Origin of the sequence: Cellulomonas sp. ACRRI, from assembly GCF_022346185.1 — a bacterium.
Lineage (GTDB): Bacteria > Actinomycetota > Actinomycetes > Actinomycetales > Cellulomonadaceae > Cellulomonas.
The window spans coordinates 47,444-67,993 of sequence record NZ_JAKRMS010000006.1 but is presented as its reverse complement, the minus strand read 5'-3'; the positions used below and the strand labels follow the sequence as shown (position 1 = coordinate 67,993).

Annotated in this window: 21 protein-coding genes; 13 read left to right on the top strand and 8 right to left on the bottom strand. The window is 75.9% G+C overall.

Going from position 1 to position 20,550, the window contains the following annotated elements:
- The 4 genes from MHY85_RS02950 to MHY85_RS02935 form a co-directional block, all read left to right on the top strand.
- Nucleotides 1–930 (top strand): sensor histidine kinase (locus MHY85_RS02950; protein WP_239192998.1); only part of this gene is annotated, 930 nt, incomplete at its 5' end.
- The gene (locus tag MHY85_RS02945; protein WP_308191301.1) at nt 927–1,592 is read left to right on the top strand and encodes a response regulator transcription factor; all 666 of its coding nucleotides are present in this window, start codon (nt 927–929) and stop codon (nt 1,590–1,592) included. The genes MHY85_RS02950 and MHY85_RS02945, both read left to right, overlap by 4 nt.
- 70 nt (nt 1,593–1,662) lie before the next feature.
- Entirely contained in the window at nt 1,663–2,307 is a 645-nt protein-coding gene (locus MHY85_RS02940; protein ID WP_239192996.1) for a TetR/AcrR family transcriptional regulator, read from the top strand.
- A 38-nt stretch (nt 2,308–2,345) separates the two neighbouring features.
- Nucleotides 2,346–4,901: an MMPL family transporter gene (locus MHY85_RS02935; protein WP_239192995.1), complete on the top strand. Its 2,556-nt coding sequence runs from the start codon at nt 2,346–2,348 to the stop codon at nt 4,899–4,901.
- 92 nt (nt 4,902–4,993) lie between these two features.
- Here MHY85_RS02935 and MHY85_RS02930 read toward each other — a convergent pair whose 3' ends face one another.
- From MHY85_RS02930 to MHY85_RS02910, 5 genes are all read right to left on the bottom strand, one after another.
- Entirely contained in the window at nt 4,994–6,262 is a 1,269-nt protein-coding gene (locus MHY85_RS02930) for a chloride channel protein (protein ID WP_239192993.1), read from the bottom strand.
- A 204-nt stretch (nt 6,263–6,466) separates the two neighbouring features.
- Nucleotides 6,467–8,347, bottom strand: coding sequence for a glycoside hydrolase family 127 protein (locus MHY85_RS02925; protein WP_239192991.1), 1,881 nt, complete (start codon nt 8,345–8,347; stop codon nt 6,467–6,469).
- 26 nt (nt 8,348–8,373) lie between these two features.
- Entirely contained in the window at nt 8,374–9,189 is an 816-nt protein-coding gene (locus MHY85_RS02920; RefSeq protein WP_239192989.1) for a carbohydrate ABC transporter permease, read from the bottom strand.
- Entirely contained in the window at nt 9,186–10,127 is a 942-nt protein-coding gene (locus MHY85_RS02915) for a carbohydrate ABC transporter permease (protein WP_239192987.1), read from the bottom strand. The genes MHY85_RS02920 and MHY85_RS02915 overlap by 4 nt, the downstream gene beginning before the upstream one ends.
- A gap of 10 nt (nt 10,128–10,137) precedes the next feature.
- Nucleotides 10,138–11,403 carry an extracellular solute-binding protein gene (locus MHY85_RS02910; protein ID WP_239192986.1) on the bottom strand — a complete coding sequence of 422 codons (1,266 nt, stop codon included), beginning with the start codon at nt 11,401–11,403 and terminating at the stop codon, nt 10,138–10,140.
- A gap of 196 nt (nt 11,404–11,599) precedes the next feature.
- On the opposite strand from MHY85_RS02910, the gene MHY85_RS02905 reads away from it, so the two are divergent.
- The 7 genes from MHY85_RS02905 (at nt 11,600) to MHY85_RS02875 (ending at nt 17,042) form a co-directional block, all read left to right on the top strand.
- A complete protein-coding gene (locus tag MHY85_RS02905; protein ID WP_239192983.1) occupies nt 11,600–12,610 on the top strand; it encodes a LacI family DNA-binding transcriptional regulator in 1,011 nt (336 codons plus the stop codon).
- 85 nt (nt 12,611–12,695) lie between these two features.
- Nucleotides 12,696–14,129, top strand: coding sequence for a PTS ascorbate transporter subunit IIC (locus tag MHY85_RS02900; RefSeq protein WP_239192980.1), 1,434 nt, complete (start codon nt 12,696–12,698; stop codon nt 14,127–14,129).
- 41 nt (nt 14,130–14,170) lie between these two features.
- The gene (locus MHY85_RS02895; RefSeq protein WP_158370097.1) at nt 14,171–14,473 is read left to right on the top strand and encodes a PTS sugar transporter subunit IIB; all 303 of its coding nucleotides are present in this window, start codon (nt 14,171–14,173) and stop codon (nt 14,471–14,473) included.
- Nucleotides 14,464–14,907, top strand: a complete 444-nt coding sequence (locus MHY85_RS02890; protein ID WP_239192977.1) for a PTS sugar transporter subunit IIA — start codon at nt 14,464–14,466, stop codon at nt 14,905–14,907. The genes MHY85_RS02895 and MHY85_RS02890 overlap by 10 nt, the downstream gene beginning before the upstream one ends.
- Nucleotides 14,904–15,620 (top strand): sugar isomerase domain-containing protein, encoded by a 717-nt coding sequence (locus tag MHY85_RS02885; RefSeq protein ID WP_239192974.1) that lies wholly within the window; start codon nt 14,904–14,906, stop codon nt 15,618–15,620. The genes MHY85_RS02890 and MHY85_RS02885 overlap by 4 nt, the downstream gene beginning before the upstream one ends.
- Before the next feature lie 121 nt (nt 15,621–15,741).
- Nucleotides 15,742–16,476 (top strand): GntR family transcriptional regulator, encoded by a 735-nt coding sequence (locus MHY85_RS02880; protein ID WP_239192971.1) that lies wholly within the window; start codon nt 15,742–15,744, stop codon nt 16,474–16,476.
- A gap of 104 nt (nt 16,477–16,580) precedes the next feature.
- Complete coding sequence (locus MHY85_RS02875) at nt 16,581–17,042, top strand: hypothetical protein (RefSeq protein ID WP_239192968.1); 462 nt, start codon at nt 16,581–16,583, stop codon at nt 17,040–17,042.
- Nucleotides 17,043–17,055: 13 nt separating this feature from the next.
- On the opposite strand, the gene MHY85_RS02870 is transcribed toward MHY85_RS02875, so the two are convergent.
- On the bottom strand, nt 17,056–17,286 hold the full coding sequence (locus MHY85_RS02870; RefSeq protein WP_205692870.1) for a hypothetical protein: 231 nt from the start codon (nt 17,284–17,286) through the stop codon (nt 17,056–17,058).
- Between the two features lie 137 nt (nt 17,287–17,423).
- Between MHY85_RS02870 and MHY85_RS02865 the strand changes: the two genes are divergently transcribed.
- Both MHY85_RS02865 and MHY85_RS02860 read left to right on the top strand, forming a co-directional pair.
- Entirely contained in the window at nt 17,424–17,654 is a 231-nt protein-coding gene (locus tag MHY85_RS02865; RefSeq protein ID WP_239192965.1) for a DUF6480 family protein, read from the top strand.
- 59 nt (nt 17,655–17,713) lie between these two features.
- Nucleotides 17,714–18,463: a hypothetical protein gene (locus MHY85_RS02860; protein WP_239192962.1), complete on the top strand. Its 750-nt coding sequence runs from the start codon at nt 17,714–17,716 to the stop codon at nt 18,461–18,463.
- A gap of 55 nt (nt 18,464–18,518) precedes the next feature.
- Here MHY85_RS02860 and MHY85_RS02855 read toward each other — a convergent pair whose 3' ends face one another.
- Nucleotides 18,519–19,637 (bottom strand): AI-2E family transporter, encoded by a 1,119-nt coding sequence (locus MHY85_RS02855; RefSeq protein WP_239192959.1) that lies wholly within the window; start codon nt 19,635–19,637, stop codon nt 18,519–18,521.
- A gap of 41 nt (nt 19,638–19,678) precedes the next feature.
- The gene (locus tag MHY85_RS02850) at nt 19,679–20,536 is read right to left on the bottom strand and encodes a thioredoxin domain-containing protein (protein ID WP_239192957.1); all 858 of its coding nucleotides are present in this window, start codon (nt 20,534–20,536) and stop codon (nt 19,679–19,681) included.
- Nucleotides 20,537–20,550 lie beyond the last annotated feature (14 nt).

Below are 20,550 nucleotides of genomic sequence, written 5' to 3'. Positions count from 1 at the left end.
CCCCCCCCCCCGCCCCCCCCCCCCCCCCCCCCGGCCGCCGGCGGGGCCCGCGGCGCGGTCCAGGCGCTCCTGCTCGTCGCCGCGCTGCTGGTCACCCCGCTGTGGTGGGCCTCGGACGTGCGCAGCCGGACCGAGCTCGCCGCCTCGGAGGCCCGCCGGGCCGCGCTGGAGCGGCGGCAGGCGGACCTCGCCCGCGCGCACGCCGCCGACGTGGAGCGGATCGCCGACCTGGACCGGCACGCCGCCGTCCGGGAGGAGCGCGCGGCGATGGCCCGCGACCTGCACGACGTGGTGGCCTCGCGGCTGTCCGCCATCGCGATCCACGCGGAGGCGGCGCTCGCGGGGGCGCCGGAGGCCGGCCGCGACCGGGCCGCGCTGGGCGCCGTCCGCGCCGAGGCGGTCGCGTCGCTCGCCGAGATGCGGTCGATGGTGCTCGTGCTGCGGGGGGCGCGCGAGGACCCGCCGGCCGGCGCCGCCGCCGGGCTGGACCGGCTGCCCGACCTGGTCGCCGACGCCCGGGGTCGCGGCCTGGACGTGCGGGTGACGACTCCCCCGCGGGCGCCGCTGCCGGCGGTCGTCGACCAGGCGGCGTACCGGATCGCGGGCGAGGCGCTGCGCAACGCGGCGGCGCACGGGGCGGCCGGCGGCCGGGTCGACGTCCGGGTGACGACGGGCGACGCGGAGCTGGAGGTGGAGGTGCTGAGCGCGCTGCGGCCGCTCCGGGACGCGGCCGGCGCGGCCGACGGCGCCCCGGAGCGGGCCGGCCTCGGGTCCGCGACCGGGCTGCTCTCGATGCGCGAGCGCGCCCGGTCGCTCGGCGGGGACGTGGCGGCGGGGCCCGAGGGCGGCCGCTGGCGCGTGCGCGCGGTGCTGCCGCTGGGCGCCGGCGCCCCGGCACCCGCATCCACCGGGACGGGGGTCCGCCGGTGACCGTCCGCGTCCTGCTGGCCGACGACCACGGCGCGATCCGCGCCGGCCTGCGCCTCATGCTCGAGCAGGCGCCCGACGTCACGGTCGTGGGTGAGGCCGCCGACGGCGCCGCCGCGGTCGCGAACGCCCGCGCGCTGCGCCCGGACGTGGTGCTGATGGACGTCCGGATGCCCGGCACCGACGGCATCGAGGCGACCCGCCGCATCGTCGCCGAGGGCCTGGGCGCGGTGCTCGCGCTCACCACCTTCGACCTCGACGAGTACCTGTTCGGCGTGCTGCGCGCGGGGGCCGTCGGCTTCCTGCTGAAGTCGGTCGGCGCGGGCGAGCTGGTGGACGCGGTGCGGCGGGTCGCGGCGGGCGACGGCGTGCTCGCGCCCGAGGTGACCCGGCGGGTGCTGGCGGCGTCGGTGTCCGCGCCCGGCACCGGCGCCGACGCCGTCGGGGGCCCCGCGGACCCGCCGCCCGGCCTCGACCTGCTCACCGCCCGCGAGCGCGAGGTCCTGGCGCTGCTCGCGCAGGGCCGGTCGAACCAGCAGGTCGCCGACGCGCTGACGGTCTCCGAGACCACCGCGAAGACCCACGTGAGCCGGGTGCTGGCCAAGCTCGGCTGCCGGACGCGCCTGGAGGCCGCCGCGCTCGCGCACCGGGCCGGCGTGACCTGAGCCACACTGCCCCGGTTTGCACCCCGTGCGCGGTTGCACGCAGTGCACGCACGTGCCTACGGTCATCGGCGTGACGACCGAGGCGACGACCGACCGGCGGACCGCGCTCAAGGCGCGCTCCCGCCGCGCGATCCTCGACGCCGCCGACGCCCTGATCGCGGAGCGCGGCGCGGCCCAGTTCACCGTCGACGAGCTCGCCGAGCGCGCCGACGTGTCCCGGCGGACGGTGTTCAACCACTTCGGGTCGCTCGAGGACGTCGTGCTGTCGACCTGCACCGAGCGCCTCGGGCTCGTCATCGACCAGGTCCAGGCGGTCGCCAGCGCCACCCCGGTCGGCGACGGCTCCCGCGCCTCGATGTTCGACGAGCTCGCGCAGACCCTGCGCGGCGCCGACCTGCCGCCCGCCATCACCTACCTCGCCGGCGCGCTCGGCCCGCTGGCGGAGGGCGACGACCCGCGCGCGCAGATGCTCGCGCAGGAGGCGTTCTCCCGCGTCGCCGACCACCTGTCCGCCGAGCTCGTCCGCCGCTACCCGCGGGCGGAGCTCCTCGACGTCCGCCTGCTGGTCTCCTCCCTGGTGCACGGCGTCGCCGTGATCGCCCTGCACTGGGTCACCACCACCGACCCCGCCGCGCCGGACGCCCGCGCGGCGTGGGACGCCCTCGTCGACCGGCTCATCCAGAGCGTCCGAGCCGGGTACATGCCGGAGCACTGACGCCCCGCACTCCCACCACCACCGAGAGAACAGGGACCATGGCAGGACTCCTCTACCGCATCGGGCGCTTCTCGGCCCGCCGCGCCTGGGCCGTCGTGACGGCCTGGGTCGTCGTGCTCGCCCTCGCCGTCGGCGCGTACTTCGCGTTCGGCGGCCAGCTCACCTCCGCCGTCACCATCCCCGGCACCGCCACCGAGCGCGTGACCGAGCAGCTGGCCGACGAGTTCCCCGCCGCGAGCGGCGGCAGCGGCACCGTGGTGTTCCACACGGCCGACGACTCCGCGTTCACCGACGCCCAGAAGACCGCGATCAGCGACGCGCTCGCCGGGCTGGCGGACGTCGACGGCGTCACCGGCGCCACCGACCCGTTCCAGACGACCGCGCAGCTCGAGGAGCAGCAGGCCCAGATCACGGCGGGCCGGGACCAGATCGAGCAGGGCCGCGCCCAGCTCGAGGCCGGGCAGGCCCAGCTCGACGCCGGCCAGCAGCAGATCGACGACGCGCAGGCGGCGCTCGACGCGCAGCGCGCGCAGGCCGAGGCCGCGGGCGCGCTCGCCGCGGTGCAGGGCCAGCTCGACGCCGGCCAGGCGCAGATCGACGCGCAGCAGGCGCAGCTCGACGCGCAGGCCCAGCAGGTCGCCGACGGCCTCGCCGAGCTCGAGACGCAGAGCGCCCAGCTCGAGGACGGCGCCGACCTGCTGGAGCTGTCCTCCGGCATCCGCCTCGTCTCCGAGGACGGCACCGCCGCGGTCGGCACCATCGCGTTCGAGGACTCCCAGTTCGAGATCGCCCCGGAGACCAAGGAGGCCGTGGTCGACGCGCTCGAGGGCGCGGACCTGCAGGGCGTGGACGTCGAGCTGTCGTCCGACCTGACGCAGGAGATCCCGAGCGTGCTCGGCCCGGGCGAGGTCATCGGCGTGGTCATCGCGGGCATCGTGCTGCTCGTGATGCTCGGCTCGCTCGTCGCCGCCGGGCTGCCGATCCTGTCGGCCCTGGTCGGCGTCGGCATCGGCGCGGTCGCGTCCCTCGCCCTGTCCGGCGCGGTCGAGATGCTGTCCGTCACCCCGGTGCTCGGCATCATGCTCGGGCTCGCCGTCGGCATCGACTACTCGCTGTTCATCCTCAACCGGCACCGCCGCCAGCTGCGCGACGGGGTCGAGCTCGAGGAGTCGATCGGCCTCGCCAACGGCACCGCGGGCAACGCCGTCGTGTTCGCCGGCACCACCGTCCTGGTGGCGCTGCTGGCGCTCAACGTCACCGGCATCCCGTTCCTGGGCCTGATGGGCACGGTCGGCGCCATCTGCATCCTGGTCGCGATCCTCATCGCGATCACGCTGACGCCGGCGCTGCTGTCCCGCATCGGCCTGAAGGTGCTGCCGAAGAAGCGGCGCGCCACCGTGGGCCACGAGGAGCCCGAGGCGGTCCCGACCACCCCCATGACGACCTCCCGCGCGGTGCTCACGCTGGTCGCCGGCGTCGCGGCGCTGCTGGTCGTCGCGATCCCGGCCCTGTCCATGCGGCTCGGCCTGCCCGACGGCTCGTCCGAGTCGCCCGACTCGACGCAGTACCGGGCGTACCAGATCACCGCCGACAAGTTCGGCGACGGGGTCAACGGCCCGCTGCTCGTGGTCGCGAACCTGCCCGACGCCGTGGCGGAGGACGAGCTGACGGCCGAGCAGGTCCGCGTCGGCCGGGAGCTCGCGGCGCACGACGACGTCGTGGCGGTCGCCCCGATCGGCGCCAACGAGGCCCGCACGATGCTCGCGTTCCAGGTCGTCCCGACCGAGGGGCCGAACAGCGAGTCGACCGAGGCCCTGGTGCACGCGCTGCGCGACTCGTCCCCGATCGAGGGCGACGTGGAGCTGGGCGTGGCCGGCACCGCGAGCGCGAACATCGACGTCTCCGAGAAGCTGTCCGACGTGCTGCCGGGCTACCTGGCGATCGTCGTCGGCCTGTCGCTCATCATCCTGATCATCGTGTTCCGGTCGATCTTCGTGCCGGTCACCGCGACGCTCGGGTTCGTCATGTCGCTGTTCGCCGGGTTCGGCGGCGTCGTGGCGATCTACCAGTGGGGCTGGCTCGGCGGGATCTTCGGGGTGCACGACCCCGGCCCGGTGCTGAGCTTCCTGCCGATCATCGTGACCGGCGTGCTGTTCGGGCTGGCGATGGACTACCAGCTGTTCCTGGTGTCCGGGATGCGCGAGGCGTACGCCCACGGGGTCGACCCGCGGGTGGCGGTCCGGCGCGGCCTGCACGCGGGCCGGGTCGTGGTCACCGCGGCCGCGATCATCATGGCCTCGGTGTTCGCCGGGTTCATCTTCGCCGAGTCGGCGATCATCCGGCCGCTCGGCTTCGGCCTGGCGTTCGGCGTGCTGCTGGACGCGTTCGTGGTCCGCATGCTGCTGATCCCGGCCGTCATGCACCTGGCCGGGAGGTGGGCCTGGTGGATCCCGAGGTGGCTCGACCGGATCCTGCCGGACGTCGACGTGGAGGGCGCCTCGCTCGAGCGCAGCCACCCGCACCCGCTGCACCGGACGACGGCAGAGCCCGACCAGGGCACCCCGACCGAGGGCGAGCCGGCGCACCGCGCCTGACCCACCCTCCGCGACACCCCGCGGCCGACCCGGCCGCGCGACCAGGCCCCGCCCGGCACCCCCGGGCGGGGTCCCGCCGTCCGCGGCGCCGGTCAGTCCGGGCGGGGCGGGTCCAGGAGCCGGACCGTCAGCAGGGCCGCCGCCGCCGCGACGACCGCCGCCGGCGCGGTGTCCAGCCCCGCGCGCCCGACCAGCAGCGCCGCGAACATCACCGCCGACAGCAGGAGCCGGCTGGTCGCCGCCATCCCCGCGGCCGTCCCGACGGCCACCGCGAGCGTCGGCGACACGTCCAGCGCGGCGACCGCGACCGACGCGAGCCCGACGCCGAGGAAGATCGCCGGGAAGATCGGCCCGCCGCGGAACCCGCCGCCCATGCTGATCGCGTAGGCGAGCCCCTTGGCCACCACGAGCACCAGCACGACGCCGACCGACTCCTCGGCCACGAGCGCCGGGATCGACGACTGGCCGGAGAACAGCACGTCCCGCGGGTCGGCGCCGAGCGCCCCGGCCGCCAGCGCCAGCGCCCCGACGCCCAGCCCCGACGCGAGCAGCAGCGGGAGCCGGCCCGTGCGCGGCGCCGCCGACCGGAGCGCCCGCGCGAGCCGCCGGACGCCGCTGATCACGGCCGCCGCGGCCACCCCGACCACCAGGGCCAGGAGCAGGGACCCCGGCCGGACGCGGTCGTAGTCCGGCAGGTCGGGCACGGTCAGCCCGGTCACGGGCACGCCCGCCCAGTCGCCGAACCCGGTGACGAGCACGTACGCCACGGCGGCGGCGGCCAGCGGGGGCAGCAGCGCCGCCGCGGCCAGGGCCCCGGCCCCCGCCTCGAGCAGCATGATCCCGGCGACCAGCGGCCCGCCGAACAGCGTCGAGATCGCCCCCGACGCCCCGGAGACCCCGAGCAGCCCGCGCGCTCGGCCGGTGACGCCGGTCCACGACGTCATCCACACGCCGACGATCCCGCCGAGCGTCATCAGCGGCGCTTCCGGCCCCAGCACCACCCCGAACCCGAGCCCCGCCAGCGCGGCCAGCGCGACGCTCCCGGCGGCGACCGGCGGCAGCGCCGCCAGGCTCAGGCCCTCGACGGGGTCGTGGCCGCCGTCGCCCGGCAGCCGGCGCGCGGCGGCGACCAGCAGCGCCGCGACCACGGGCAGCCCGAGCACCAGGTACCAGGGCGGCTCGTCGGTGCCGAGCGCCTCGGGCAGCTCGGTCCACAGCAGGTCCTGGAGCACGTGCACCGCGCCGACGAACGCGAACGCCACCACCCCCGCCGGCAGCCCGACCAGGGCGCCGAGCAGCGTCAGCCGGGCCAGGTCCCGTGTGGGGACGGCCGCGACGTCGGTCGACCCGGTGGCGGACACGCGGCCGACGGTACCGACCACCCCCGCGCCCGGCCCCACCCGCGCGGGATGAGCCCGCCCGCGGCGGGCGGCGGCGCGCGCGGCGGCGCGGCGGCGCGGCCTACGGTTTCCGGCGCCGCCACCGCCGATCGGCGTGGGGCGCGCCGGAGACCGTAGGCCGCGCGAGGTCGGGGCCCGGGCCGCGGCGGCCCGGGCCCGGCCTCGTCAGCCGACCGGCATCCAGACGCGCATGGTCGACGGGCCGCGGTTCCCCCACGCGTGGTACGGCACCAGCGGCACCGGCCGCGGCTCGCCGGCGCCGGCCTCCGCGGGACGGTCGGCGTAGGGCCAGTCGCCCTCGGGGACGTCGACCGTGCGCGCGTGCACGGTCACCGCGCCGTCGCGGACCTCGGGCGCGATCCCGGTGTCGACCCTGGCCAGCCCGACGTCCGTCCCGAGGTCGACGGACTCGAGCGCGTAGACCAGCGGCCCCGCCTCGACGGCGACCTGGCCCCGGACGGCGTCGACCCGCGGGTCGGCGACGGTGAACCGCGGCGCGACGGGCAGGTCCAGCTCGACCCGGCCGCCGGCGGCGGGTCCGTCCACGGCCACGTACCCCGGCTCGACCGGGCGGCCGTCCACGGTGGCGCCGGCCGCCCACGCCGGGATGCGGAGCGTCAGCGTCCACGCGGCCGGTGCCTCCTCGACGGCCACGACCACGCGGCCGTCGTGCGGGTAGCCGGTCTCGACCCGGAGCCGGACGGGCTCGCCGCCGACGGTCGTCGCGACGGTCCCGGGCGCGTACTGGTGCAGCTGCACCCCCGCGTCGTCGGTGCTGGCGACGTAGGCGGCGAGCGAGGCGACGGTGCGCGTCACATTCGTCGGGCAGCACGACACGTGGAACCACGGCGCCCGCAGGCTGGACGCGGCACGCGGGCTCGCCACCTCCGGGTCGGGGACCTCGCCCGGCACCCGCTGCTGGAGCGGGTTCGTGTAGAAGAACGCGGTGCCCTCGGCCGACGGCGACGCCGCCAGCACGTTGTACAGCGTCCGCTCCACGGCGTCGGCGTGCCGCGCGTCGCCGGACTGCAGCAGCAGCCGGTGGTTCGCGAGCACCGACGCGATGCCCGCGCAGGTCTCGGCGTAGGCGCGGTCCGGCGGGAGCTCGAAGTCGAGGCCGAAGGACTCCCCCTCGTGGTGCGCGCCCATGCCGCCGGTCAGGTACGTCCGCCGGGCCAGCGCCGACCGGACCTGACCGGTGACGGCGTCGAGCAGCGCGGCGTCGCCGTCCTCGACCGCGACGTCGGCGGCGCCGGCCGCGAGGTAGAGCGCCCGCACCGCGTGGCCGCGGAGCGTGGTCGCCGACCGGACCGGCTCGTCGTCCTGGAAGTAGGACCGGCCGAGCTCGATGTCGGCGAGCACCCCGTGCCCGCGCCGCTCCACGAACAGCCGCGCCTGGTCCAGGTACCGCCGCTCGCCGGTCAGCCGGGACAGCTCGACCAGCGCCGACTCGATCTCCGGGTGCCCGTCGACGCCCTGCCGCCCGTCCGGGCCGAACTCGGCGCACACGTGGTCGGCCGCCCGGACCGCGACCTGCACCAGCTCGTCGTCGCCGTGCGTGCGGGCCCGGGCGACGCCCGCCTGGATCAGGTGCCCGATGCAGTACAGCTCGTGCCCCCACTCCGGGTCGGACCAGCGCGCGCCCTGCCCGGGCCGGCCGAACATCGTGGAGATGTACCCGTCGGGCTCCTGGGCGGCGGCGACCCGGGACGCGAGCGCGCGCAGCCGCCGGTCGAGGTCGGCGTCGCCGGTGCGGCCGACCTCCCACGCCATCGCCTCGAGCAGCTTGTAGATCTCGGAGTCGGAGAACTCGCGGCCCCGGCGGCCCTCGGGGAGCGTGCCCGCGGCGGCGAGGTCGAAGTTCCCGGCCCAGCCCATCTGCTCCACCCAGTGCTCGGCGTGCGCGATCATCGCGGTCGCGTTCCGGTGCTGGAGCTCGCCCCAGAAGCCGCCGTCGAGGCGGACCTCGTCGATGCCGAGCGGCTGCCAGCGCGCGGACGAGGGGGCGTGCGGGCGGCCGTGCTGGGCGGCGCGGGGGTCGGTCATCGGGGCCTCCGAGGCGGTCCGGGCGGTCACTTCACCGCTCCGACGGTCAGGCCGTCGCGCAGCAGCCGGTAGGTGGAGCTGAACACGACGAGGATCGGGATCGAGGTGAGCACGGCGAGGGCCATGAGGCCGGGCCAGTTGATGCCGAAGGCGCTCACCTGCTGCGCGAGCAGCGCGGACAGCGGGTACTGCCCGGGCGTGAGGTAGAAGTTCACGGCGTAGAGGAACTCGCCCCACGCCAGCAGGAAGGTCAGGGTGCCGACGGTGGCGACGCCGTTGCGGGCGACCGGCAGCACGACCGACCAGAAGGTGCGGAGCATCCCCGCGCCGTCGATGGACGACGCCTCCTCGATCTGCGGCGGCACCGCCCGGAAGAACGGGCGCAGCAGCAGGGTGGCGAACGGGGTCAGCAGCGCGGCGTCGGCGAGCACCACCGCCGCCGTGGTGTCGAGCAGCCGCCAGCCGGAGAAGGTCTGGAACAGCGGGATCACGGTGGCCGTCTGCGGCATCATCTGCAGCACGATCAGCAGGCCGAGCGCCAGGGTCGGCAGCCACCCGCGGGTGCGGGCCAGGCCGTACGCGGCGGGGATCGCGATCACCAGGACCAGCGCGGTGGTGCTCGTCGCGATGATCGCGGACTGCAGCAGGGCCCGGGCCAGGTCGCCGCTCAGCGCCTCCACGTACGCGGTGGTCACCGGCCGGAACAGGAAGGTGCGGCCCGGGTCGAAGACGTCGTCCGACGACTTCACCGAGGTGAGCAGGATCCACAGGATCGGCACCCCGTACATCAGGGTCAGCAGGGTCTTGGCGGCGACCGCCAGCGGACCGGCCTTGACGCTCATCCGTCCGCCTCCTCGCGCTTGATGCTCCGGGCGTAGACCACGGCCAGGACGAGCACGCCGACCACGGCGAGCGCGGAGGTGGCCGCGCCGAGCCCGTAGTCGTAGCGGACGAAGGCCTGCAGGTAGCCCAGGAACGGCAGGGTGTTGGTCGCGGTGCCCGGGCCGCCGTACGTCATCACGTAGATGAAGTCGAACGACCGGAACCCGTAGACCAGGGTGAGGATCAGCAGCACCAGGGTGGTCGGGCGGACCGACGGCACCATGATGTGCCGGATCTGCTGCCACTTGCTGGCGCCGTCGAGCTGCGCCGCCTCGAACACCTCGGGGTCGATCGTCATGAGCGCGGCCCGGAACACGAGCGTGTTGAACGGGATGACCGCGAACGCGTTGACGAACGCCACCGAGAACAGCGCCCAGTGCTGGTCGTAGAGGAACGGCACGGGGGTGTCGCGCAGGCCGGTGCTCGTGAGCACGGTGTTGATGAGCCCGGCGTCGTTGAGCAGGAACTTCCAGACCGACCCGTTCACCACCGGCGGCAGCGCCCAGACGAACACCATGAGCGCGAGCAGCCAGGCCGACCACCGGCCCGTGGTGCGCAGGGCGACCGCCGCGCCGAACCCGACGAGCATGCCGAGCACGGTCACCACGACGACGAACACCAGCGTGCGGCTGATCGCGGGGCCGGTCTGCCCGGTCTCGAAGCCGCGGCGCACGTTGTCGAGGCCGGTGACCACCCAGTCGGCGTTGAGCGTGGCGGCGGTGACCTGGCTGACCGCCATCCGGGCGAGCTGGACGAGCGGGTACAGGCTGAACAGGCCGAGGAACAGCGCGGCGGGCAGCAGGAACACGATCCGGCTGCCGCCCCGACGACGGCGGGTCGTCGGGGCGGCGCCGGCCCGTGCCCGCCGCGCGGGCGCGGTGGTGGCGGGTGCGGACATGGTGATCTCGTCAGCCGATCTGGCTCTTCAGCGCGGAGACGGCCTGGTCGGCCGCGTCCCGCGGGGACTGCTGGCCGCCGATGACGGCCGACCACGCCTGGCCGACGGTGAGCTGGACGTCCGCGACCGCGGCCGGCGGGATCGACGCGGCCGGGTAGCTGGCGCCGAAGTCGGCGATGGTGCGCGCGAACGGGTCGAGCAGGTCGTTGCTCGTCACCACGTCGGCCTCGGCGGTGTCCGCGCGGGACGGGATGGAGCCGACCAGGTCGGGCGCCAGCTCCTGGCCCTCGACGTCGAGGTAGGTGCTCTGCAGGTACTCCCACGCCAGCTCCGGGTCGTCGGCGTGCGCGCCGATGCCCTCACCCTCACCGCCGAGGTACACCTGCCCGGTGTCGCCGAGCGGCAGCGGGACGACGCCGTAGGCGAAGTCGGCGTCGGACTCGGCGGTGCCGATCTGCCAGTTGCCGTTCTGCGCGAACGCGGTCTTCCCGGCCGCGAACTGCTGGAACGGCACCGTCTGGTCCCAGGTCACCGCCTCCTGCGTCAGCCAGCCGTTGTCGACCCAGCCGCGCACGCGCTCGAACCCGGACGCCAGGGCGTCGGCGTCGAGGTTGTCGTAGTCGAAGCCGGCGTCGCTGATCCACGGGTACGCCTGCCACTCGCCCTGCGACTGCGGCAGGCCCGACAGGGTGATCCCGCCGTAGCCGGCGTCCTTCGCGGCCGCCATCGCGGCCTCGAGCTCGTCCATCGTGGTGGGCGGCTCGACCCCGATCTCGTCGAGGATGTCCTGGTTGTACCAGAGGCCCAGCAGGTTCACGTAGCCCTGGACGGCGTACAGCTGGTCGTCGACGCTGTGCAGCACCGAGTCGGGGAACTGGTCCGCGTCGGCGAAGTCGGCCCACTGCTCGTCGAGCGGCGCGAGCACGCCGCCGAGCGCGAGGGTCGCGGCCTCCGCGCCGTTGAACACCACGACGTCCGGGCCGGTGCCGGCGCCCGCGGCGGACACCAGCTTGGAGTTCATCTGGTCGTAGGGGACGTAGACGTTCTCCACGGTGGCGTCGTTCTCGGACTCGAACTTCTCCTTGTACGCGTCCATGAGCGCGACCTGGTTCGGGTCGGAGAAGTAGTGCCAGACGGTGACGACGCCGTCGCCGCCGTCGCCGCTCCCGGACGTGGAGCCGGCGTCGCCACCGGCGCTGGTGCCGCCGGAGCAGGCGGCGAGCCCCAGCGCGCCGACGGCGGCCAGGGCGATGAGGGAGGTGCGTCGTGCGTTCATGCGGACCGGTCTCCTCGTCGAGTGCGGTCGGTGGACGGGCCTCTGCGCCGCGACCACCCGGGGTGTGCCGCTCCGACGAAAACTGCCGAAACGGTTTTCGGGGACGCTAGCACCGGGCTTCGCGCGGCGTCAACGGGGTGCCCGCGCGTCACCTTTTCGTCGTACGCTGCCCGGAGCCACGAGGACAGGGGGACCCATGACGACCGACGCACCCGGCCGCCGCCAGGCCACGCTGCGCGACGTCGCGCAGCTCGCCGGCGTCTCGGTCGCCACGGCGTCCAAGGCGATCAACGGCAAGGCCGAGGTCAGCCCCGACACCCGCCGCCGGGTCCTCGACGTCGCCGAGCGGCTCTCGTTCACGCCGAACGCGCTGGCGCGGGCGATGCTCGACGGCCACACCGGCACCGTGGGCCTGCTCACGCACGACCTCGAGGGCCGGTTCTCGCTGCCGATCCTCATGGGCGCCGAGGACGCGTTCGGGGCCGGGCGGTCCAGCGTGCTGCTCTGCGACTCCCGCGGGGACGCGATCCGCGAGCAGCACCACCTGTCGACCCTGCTCGGCCGCCGGGTCGACGGCCTGATCGTCGTGGGGTCGCAGACCGACGCCCGGCCGCCGCTCGGCCGGGACCTGCCCGTCCCCGTGGTCTACACCTACGCCCCCTCCACCGACCCGGCGGACGCCTCGGTGGTGCCGGACAACGTGACCGCGGGCCGGATCGCGGTCGAGCACCTGCTCGCGACCGGCCGCCGGCGCATCGCGCACGTCTCCGGCGACGTCACCTACGCGGCCGCGACCGATCGCGCCGCGGGCGCCGACGCCGCGCTCGCCGACCACGGCCTGGAGCGCGTCGGGCCCGTCCGGTACGGCTCGTGGTCCGAGGCCTGGGGCCGCTCCTCGGTCACGGCGCTGCTGGAGCAGGACGTGGACGCGATCGTCTGCGGCAGCGACCAGATCGCGCGCGGCGTGCTCGACGCGCTGCACGACCGCGGCGTCCGGGTGCCCGACGACGTCGCCGTGATCGGGTTCGACAACTGGGAGCCGATGATCGCCGGGTGCCGGCCGGCGCTGACGAGCATCGACATGAACTTCCAGCTCATGGGCCGCCGCGCGGCGGAGCGGCTGTTCGCGTCCCTCGAGGGCCGGGACCCCGGGGGCGTGGAGATGATCGCCCCGCGCGTGATCGTCCGGGAGTCCACGGGCGGCTGACACGTCCCGCGACCCCCTTGTCGCGCCGGACGGATCGCCGGTATGGTCCGGTATATACCGGTCCACCCCGCGAAGGGACGATGCAATGGTGCAGGACATCCTCCAAGGCCTCGCCGACAACCTGCTCAGCCAGGTGCCCATCCTCATCGGGCTGATCGCGCTGGTCGGCCTGCTGCTCCAGCGCAAGCCCGCCGAGGACGTCATCGGCGGCACGCTCCGGGCGGCCATCGGCGTCGTCATCATGACCATCGGCATCGACGTGTTCGTCGGCGGGCTGTCGAGCTTCCAGGCGATCGTGTCCAGCGCCGTGGGCGTCGAGCCGCCCGCGGCCACCACCACGCTCGACGACTTCCTGGCCGGCCCCGGCGCCGCCGCCCCGCTGATCATCGCGGGCGGCTTCGTGCTGCACCTGGTGCTGGTGCGGGTCTTCCGGTCCGCGCGGTACGTCTACCTGACCGGGCACCTCATGCTCTGGATGAGCATCGTGATCGCCGCCTGCTTCGTCGAGGCGTTCGGCGACCTCGACCGGTGGACGCTGGTCGGCGCGGGCTCCGTCGTGCTGGCCTGCTACTTCACGCTGCAGCCGCTGTGGATCGCCCCGCTCATGCGCCGGGTGATGGGCCACGACCAGTTCGGCCTGGCCCACACCACCTCGACCCTCGCGCTCGCGACCGGCTACGGCGCGAAGGCGCTCCGGCTGGGTGACCCCGTGAAGCACGACACCGAGAAGCTGCGGATGCCGCGCGGCGTCGCGTTCCTCAAGGACATGAACGTCGCCACCGCGCTCGTGGTCGGCGTCATCATGCTGGTCGCCCTCGCGTTCGCCGACCCGGAGACGGTCGCCGCGGTCGCCGGCGAGGACCTCGCGCCGTTCGCCTGGGGCGTCATGCAGGCGCTGCGGTTCGCGGGCGGCATCGCGATCCTGCTGTTCGGCGTCCGGATGTTCCTGGCGGAGATCGTCCCGTCGTTCAAGGGCATCTCCGACAGGCTGCTGCCGGGCTCGCGCCCCGCGCTGGACATCCCGGTCATCTTCCCGAAGGCGACCACGGCGGTGATGGTCGGCTTCCTCGCCTCGACCGCGACGTTCCTGGTCCTGCTCGGCGTGTTCGCCGCCGCCGGCTGGTTCGTCCTCGTGCCGCCGATGATCATGCTGTTCTTCGGCGGCGGCGCCGGCGGGGTGTTCGGCAACGCGGTCGCGGGCTGGCGGGGGGCGGTGTTCGGCGGCGTGCTGAACGGCGTCGTCCTGGCGGTCGGCCAGTGGGTGTTCTGGGGCGTGTTCTCCGGCACCGCGCCCGAGCTCGCGACCCTCGCCGACCCCGACTGGTACGTCGTCTCCGCCGCGCTGGTCGCGGCCGGCGGGGTGCTGGAGCCGCTGGGCGCCGCGGCGGTCTGGGTGATCGCCGGCGTCGTGCTCGCCGCCTCCGTGGTCGTGCTGGCCGTCCTGAGCCGGCGCGCCGCCCGGGCCGAGCGGCTCGCCGCCGCGCAGTCCGCCGCCGACGACGACCTGGTCCGTCCCTGACCGAGCGACCCGATCCCCCCACCGAACCGAGGAGCACCCCGATGCCCGACCGCCCCGTCCCCCTGACCGTGCTGGCCGTCTGCGGCCTCGGCATGGGCACCAGCCTCATCCTGCGGATGACCTGCGAGACCGTGCTGCAGCGCCTCGGCGTCGAGGCACGGGTCGACAACACCGACCTGTCCACCGCCAAGAGCCAGTCCCCCGACGTCCTGGTCGGCCAGGGCATGCACATGGACGACCTGGCCGGCGTCGCCACCGTGAACGTCGTGGTCGACGACTTCGTCGACGACCGGGCGCTGGAGGAGCGGCTCCGCCCCGCGCTGGAGGAGGCGGGATGGCTGTGACCGCCGCACCGACCCGCGCCCGGCACGTGCCCGGGGCGGCCGACTGGGCCGCGGCCGTCCGGCTCGCGGGGGACCTGCTGGTCGACCTCGGCGTCGCCGGCCCCGAGTACGGCGAGGCGTGCGTCGCCTCCGTCCGGGAGCGCGGTCCGTACATCGTGCTGGCGCCCGGCCTGGCGCTCGCGCACGCCCGCCCCGAGGAGGGCGCCACCGGCACCGGGGTGGTCCTCGTCCGGCTGGGCGAGCCCGTGGTGTTCGGGCACCCCGCCAACGACCCGGTCGACCTGGTGCTCGCGTTCGCGACCGCCGACGCCGAGGCGCACCTCGACGTGCTGCGCGCGCTCGCCACCGCGCTCGGCGCCGGCCTCGCGGCGGACCTGCGGGCGGCCCCGGCCGACGGGCTCGCGGACCTGCTGGCCGGGGCGGTGACCCGATGACCGACGCCGTCGCCGACTACGGGGCCCGGGTCGACGCGCACCTGCGCCGGGTGGCCACCGCCAACGCGGACGCGGTCCGCGCGGCCGCCGCCGTGGTGGTCGAGGTCGCCCGGGCGGGGCGGGTGCTGCACACCGCCGGCGCCGGGCACTCGCTCGCCGGCGTGCTGGAGACGTTCTTCCGCGCGGGCGGCCTGCCGTTCGTGAACCCGCTGTGGCACCCCGAGGTGCTCCCGCTGAACGGCGCGGCGGCCTCCACCGACGCCGAGCGCCGGCCGGGGCTCGGCACCCGGGTCGCCGCCGAGGCGGGGATCCGCGCGGGCGACGGCCTCGTGGTGTTCTCCAGCTCCGGCATCAACCCCTACCCCGTCGAGATCGCCGAGGCCGCCCGCGCCGCCGGCGCGCGCGTCGTCGCGGTGACCTCCCGGGCCGCGTCCGCCGCGGCCCCGCTGCGCGCCGGGCACCGGCTCGCCGACCTCGCGGACGTGGTGCTCGACACCGGCGCGCCGCCCGGGGACGTCGCCTGGCCGCCCGAGGACCCGCGCACCGCCCCGCTCTCCTCGCTCGCGAACGCGCTGTGCTGGAACCTCGTGCTCGTCGCCGCGCTCGACGCCGAGCCGGACCTGCCCACCTGGCGGAGCGCGAACACCGGCGCGCCTGCGGACCACAACGCCCGGCTGCAGGAGCGGTACCGCGCCCTCGTGCCGGCGATCTGAGCCGGCGCGCCCGCGTGACCGACGGCAGGGGGCGGTCCGCGGGAACGGCCCCGGACGCCCCGGCGCACCCTGCACAATGGGCTCGGCGGGAGCAGCCGCCGGCCGCACCGGAAGGACAGCCGTGACCCCTCTGACCCGCGAGGTCGTCGGCACGCCGCCGCCGTCGGTGGCGAAGTACGCGTGGCTCAAGTCCGTGCTGGTCGACCACATCGACCGCGACCTCGCGCCCGGCGACCCGGTGCCGTCGGAGCGCGAGCTCGCCGACGGGCTCGACGTGTCGCGGATGACCGCCCGCCGGGCGCTGTCCGAGCTGGTCGACGAGGGGCGGATCCGCCGGGTGCCGGGCCGCGGGTCGTTCGTGAACGAGCCCACCATCCGGCTGCCCATCCAGCTCACGTCGTTCACCCACGACATGCAGCAGCGCGGCTACACCTCCGGGGCGCGCACGCTGGAGGGCGGCCTCGTCGCCGCGGACGACTGGCTGAGCAGCGTGCTCGACGTGCCGCGCGGCCACCCGGTGCTGCGGATCGTCCGCCTGCGGACCGCCGACGGGCAGCCCGTCGCGCTCGAGCGGGTGCACCTCAACGCCGACGCGGTGCCGGGCCTGGCCGACGTCGACCTCACCGACCGCTCGCTCTACGGGGTGCTCGCCGACCGGTACAGCATCGTGTTCGACGGCGGGCGGCAGATCATCACCGCACGGCTCGTCGACCCCGGCGACGCCGTGCACCTCGACCTGCCGGAGGGGTCGCCCGTCCTGCACCTCGTGCGGACGTCGACCTGGCGGGGCCGGCTGCTGGAGTACACCGTGTCCGCGTACCGCGGGGACCGGTACGAGCTGAGCAGCGCGCTGTAGCGCCCCGGTCACCGACGGCCCGGACCGGTCCCCACCGGCGGGATTCCCTGCCGGACCGGCGAGTGTGAGACAGTGCGTCTCCCCCAGCACCCGGAGGAGCCCCGATGACCGCGTCGACCGATGTGGACCCGACGTCCTCGTACCTCGACGCGTTCGCCGCAGCGGCGGCCGCGCGGGTGGGCGTGCCGACCGAGTGCAGCATCATCCTGCGCAACCACCACCTGCTCGACCAGGTCGCGAGCAGCAGCGAGCGCGCCGCCCGCTGCGACCGCGCGGAGGTGAGCTCCGGGGAAGGCCCCTGCGTGGTGGCGATCCAGCAGCTCCGCGGCGAGCTGGTCCCCGACGTGCTGGCCGAGGAGCGCTGGCCCGAGTGGCGCGCGGCCGCGACCGAGGCCGGCTTCCGGTCGACCGCGGCACTGCCCGGCCAGGTGGACGCCGAGACGACGGTGGCCCTCAACCTGTACTCCGAGTCCGTCGACCCGTGGGACCGCGACATCCTCGTCCGGATGGACCGGTTCGTGCAGGAGGTCGCGGAGGCGATCCGGACCCGGGGCCTCACCGCCTGACCACGGCGGGGCGTCAGCCCTGCAGCCTCCGGGCGAGCATCGCCTTGGACTGCTCGGCGCCCTTGTGGCTCTCGTGCTGCGCCCGGCGGAAGAAGTCGGCGAGCTCCGCGTCCCCCGCCCGGTCGGCGTCCTGGGCGTACTGCTCCAGGCGCAGGACGTTGCTCAGGCACGCCTCGGCGAACCAGATGAGGTTGTAGTCCTTGTCCGGGGTGCCCGTGACGCCCCCGGTCTCGCTGTCCGACATGATGACCCCCTCGTCACGCGACGGCCGCGTGCCCCTCACGCTAGGCCCGCCCCTCGCGGCCGGCGACCGCGGGCCGGTGACGGGCGCCCGGCCTCTCCCGGGTCGCCGGGCGGGCCGCCCGTGCCTAGCGTGGCCGCATGATGAGCACCCCCGACCCGGACCCGGAGAACACGCCCGGCCTCGAGCCCGGCGGCGGCGTCGCCCCCGGCGACACGCCCCCCGGCGAGTCCAGCACCTCCGGCGCGGCGTTCCAGGAGCCCGACCTGCCGAGCCGCCGGACCAACTGGCTCGTGTACGCCCTGGTCGGCGTGGTGGTGGTGCTCGCGCTGCTGCTGTTCGTCGGGTACGTCGTGGGTCTGCTGGGCTGAGCCGGTAGTGTCCGGACGGAGCCGCCCGGAGGCGGGTGGCCGCGACCCGAGGAGCGCCGGTGCCGACCGACCCGACCGCGCCCGGCGTCGGCGACGCGCTCCGGTTCGGCCGGGACGCCGTCCGCGCGCGCCTCGGGACGGCGACCGGGCTGTTCGCGGTGCCGGTCACGCTGCTGCTCGCCGGGACCGCCGCGCTGTCGCTGCCGGTCCTCGCGGCGACGGTGGACCTGCTCCGGACCCAGGCCGAGGCGCAGTCCGCCGCGGCGCGGGCCGGCGGGTCGTTCGCCGGGACGAGCGCGGCGGTCGCGCCGGGTGCGCTCGGCGCGTTGCTCGGCGCCCTGATCGCGCTCCAGGTCCTGACGGTGCTGCTGCAGGTGCTCGGGGCGCGGTTCGGCCTCGCGGCGGTGGACGGCCGGGCGATGGGCGCGCGGGACCTCTGGACGCCGCGCGGGCTGGGACGGCCGGCTGCCACCGCCGTGCTGCTCGGGGTCCTGACCGCCCTCGGGGCGCTGCTGCTCTCCCTGCCCGGCGTGGTGGTCGCCCTGCTCGGCCAGTACGCGGTGCTCCTGTCGCTCGACCGGGGGTTCGGGCCGGCGACGGCCCTCCGGGAGAGCGCCCGGCTCGCGAGCCGGCACCCGGGGACGACCGTGCTGCTCGCGCTCGCCGTGGCCCTGGTCGGGGTCGCCGGGTGGCTGGCCTGCGGCATCGGGCTCGTCGTGGCGTACCCGGTCGGGTGGGCGACGACCGCGTGGCTGTACCGGCGGCTCGACGGCCTGCCCGCCCGCGCCGCGGGACGCGCGGCGTCCTGACGGCCCGGGGCGCCGCGGCCGGGGGCTCGCGGCCCGCGCCGACGGGGCCAGGCCGCTAGGCGGGCTCCGCCTCGGGCTGCCGGGCCGCCCCGGGCTCCGTCCCCTGCGCCGGCTCGGGCTCCGGCTCCGCGCCCTCCGTCCCCAGGCCGGGGAACCGGTCGTGCCCGTGCAGGTAGCGGACCATCGTGTTCAGCGTCGCCGCCACCGGCACCGCGAACAGCGCACCGACGATGCCCGCGGCGATGGACCCCGCGCTCACCACGAGGAGCACCGCGACCGGGTGCAGCGCCACCGCGTGGCCCATGAGGAACGGCTGCAGCACGTTGCCCTCGACCTGCTGCACGACCAGCACCACCGCCAGCATGAGCAGCGCGGTCACCGGGCCCTGCGCGACGAGCGCGACCAGCACCGCGATGGCACCCGTGCTCACGGCGCCCACGAACGGGACGAACGAGGCCACGAACACCAGCACGGCGATCGGCACCGCGAGCGGCACCCCCAGGATCGCGGCACCCAGGCCGATGCCGACCGCGTCCACCGCGCCGACCAGGATCTGGGTGCGGGTGTAGGCGGCGAGGGTGACGAGCCCGCGGCGACCCGCCTCGTGCACCCGCGGGCGGGCGCCGGGCGGCAGCAGGCCGACGGTCCAGGCCCACATCGGCCGGGCGTCGCGCACGAAGAAGAATGCGCAGAACAGCGCCATCACGGCGCCCGCGAGGACCTGCCCGATCGTCAGGGTGGCCGACCACGCCCCCGTCAGCAGCGTGCCCGCGTTGTCGCGGAGCGCGTCCTGGCCCTGGGCCACGAGGGCGTCGATGCGGTCCACCTCCAGGCCCAGCGGGCCGTCCGCCAACCACGCGAGCGCCTGGTCCACCCCGGCCAGCGCCTGGTCGGCGAGGTCACCGAGCCCGGTCGCGATCGACCGCCCGGACAGCACCCCGAGCGCGGCGACCAGCGCGACCAGCCCGAGCACCCCGGTCAGGCTCGCCAGCCAGGGCGGGAACCGGGCGCGGCGCTCCAGCAGGCGGGCGAGCGGGGTGAGCAGGACGGCGAGCAGCAGGCCGACCGCGACGGCCACGACGATCACGCGGAAGGCATCGACCAGCCACAGCCCGACGGCGGCGGCCCCGGCGATCGCCAGCAGCCGCCAGGACCACGCGGCGGTGGCACGCACCGACGGCGGGACGGGGTGCCCGCCGGTCGCGGGACCCGCCGTCACCCGCGCGCCGCGACCGCCGCGGCGACCAGGTCCGTCAGGCTGCCGGGCTCGGTCCAGTCGTCGACGGGCACCCCGTCGACGAGGATCGTCGGCACCCGGACCTCGTCCAGGTCGAGCGCCGCCTGGTGCGTCGCGGCGGCCACCCACGGCGCGAACACCCGGGACGTCGCGGTCCGCTCCTCGGTCCCGCCGTCCGCGGTCGTCGCCCGGTACGGGGTCGCGGCCACGGCGGTGAACCGCTCCGCGACGTCCGCCGGGACGCCCGCCTCGACGGCCAGCCGCGCGATCTCCTCGTCGGGCAGGCCGGCGGTCTCGTCGGTCGGCGGCTGGGCGGCCATCAGGGCGTGCAGGACGGCGACGTAGTGCTCGGGCGACTCGTCGGCCACGACCGCCAGCGCGTTCACCACGCGGGTCGAGTACGTCCCGCCGAACCGGGCGTCGAGGAACGCGAGCGGCCGGTGCACGACGGTCAGGCCGCCCTGGTCCACCAGGTCCATGAGGGCGTCGGAGTACTGCGCGTCGAACCGCTGGCACCACGGGCACCAGGGGTCGGCGTACACGTCGACGACCACGTCGCCCTCGCCCGCCACCCCCACCCCGGCCGCGCTGATCGGGATGCCGCCGCGGTCGTCGGCCGCCGCGGGGGCGGTCACGTCCGCGAGCGCCGGCGCGACCACCGCCTCGTCGCCACCGCCGTACGTGACCTGGTCGCCGTCGTCGGACGGCGCGTCGCCGCCCCCGCACGCCGCGAGCGGGACGGCCACCAGGCAGGCGACGAGCGCCGCGCGCAGCGCCCGGGCGACGCGGGACGGACGGCCCGCACGGGCGCGTGCGGGCGTCGGTGTGGTCGTCATGTCGGATGACTCCT

Excerpts from the sequence above, each read along its gene's own strand:
- MHY85_RS02900 (WP_239192980.1), top strand. The coding sequence starts at position 12,696 with ATGGTGCAGGACATCCTCCAAGGCCTCGCCGACAACCTGCTCAGCCAG.
- MHY85_RS02935 (WP_239192995.1), top strand. The coding sequence starts at position 2,346 with ATGGCAGGACTCCTCTACCGCATCGGGCGCTTCTCGGCCCGCCGCGCC.
- MHY85_RS02920 (WP_239192989.1), bottom strand. The coding sequence starts at position 9,189 with ATGAGCGTCAAGGCCGGTCCGCTGGCGGTCGCCGCCAAGACCCTGCTG.
- MHY85_RS02890 (WP_239192977.1), top strand. The coding sequence starts at position 14,464 with ATGGCTGTGACCGCCGCACCGACCCGCGCCCGGCACGTGCCCGGGGCG.
- MHY85_RS02905 (WP_239192983.1), top strand. The coding sequence starts at position 11,600 with ATGACGACCGACGCACCCGGCCGCCGCCAGGCCACGCTGCGCGACGTC.
- MHY85_RS02885 (WP_239192974.1), top strand. The coding sequence starts at position 14,904 with ATGACCGACGCCGTCGCCGACTACGGGGCCCGGGTCGACGCGCACCTG.
- MHY85_RS02870 (WP_205692870.1), bottom strand. The coding sequence starts at position 17,286 with ATGTCGGACAGCGAGACCGGGGGCGTCACGGGCACCCCGGACAAGGAC.
- MHY85_RS02865 (WP_239192965.1), top strand. The coding sequence starts at position 17,424 with ATGATGAGCACCCCCGACCCGGACCCGGAGAACACGCCCGGCCTCGAG.
- MHY85_RS02875 (WP_239192968.1), top strand. The coding sequence starts at position 16,581 with ATGACCGCGTCGACCGATGTGGACCCGACGTCCTCGTACCTCGACGCG.
- MHY85_RS02910 (WP_239192986.1), bottom strand. The coding sequence starts at position 11,403 with ATGAACGCACGACGCACCTCCCTCATCGCCCTGGCCGCCGTCGGCGCG.
- MHY85_RS02915 (WP_239192987.1), bottom strand. The coding sequence starts at position 10,127 with ATGTCCGCACCCGCCACCACCGCGCCCGCGCGGCGGGCACGGGCCGGC.
- MHY85_RS02895 (WP_158370097.1), top strand. The coding sequence starts at position 14,171 with ATGCCCGACCGCCCCGTCCCCCTGACCGTGCTGGCCGTCTGCGGCCTC.
- MHY85_RS02850 (WP_239192957.1), bottom strand. The coding sequence starts at position 20,536 with ATGACGACCACACCGACGCCCGCACGCGCCCGTGCGGGCCGTCCGTCC.
- MHY85_RS02925 (WP_239192991.1), bottom strand. The coding sequence starts at position 8,347 with ATGACCGACCCCCGCGCCGCCCAGCACGGCCGCCCGCACGCCCCCTCG.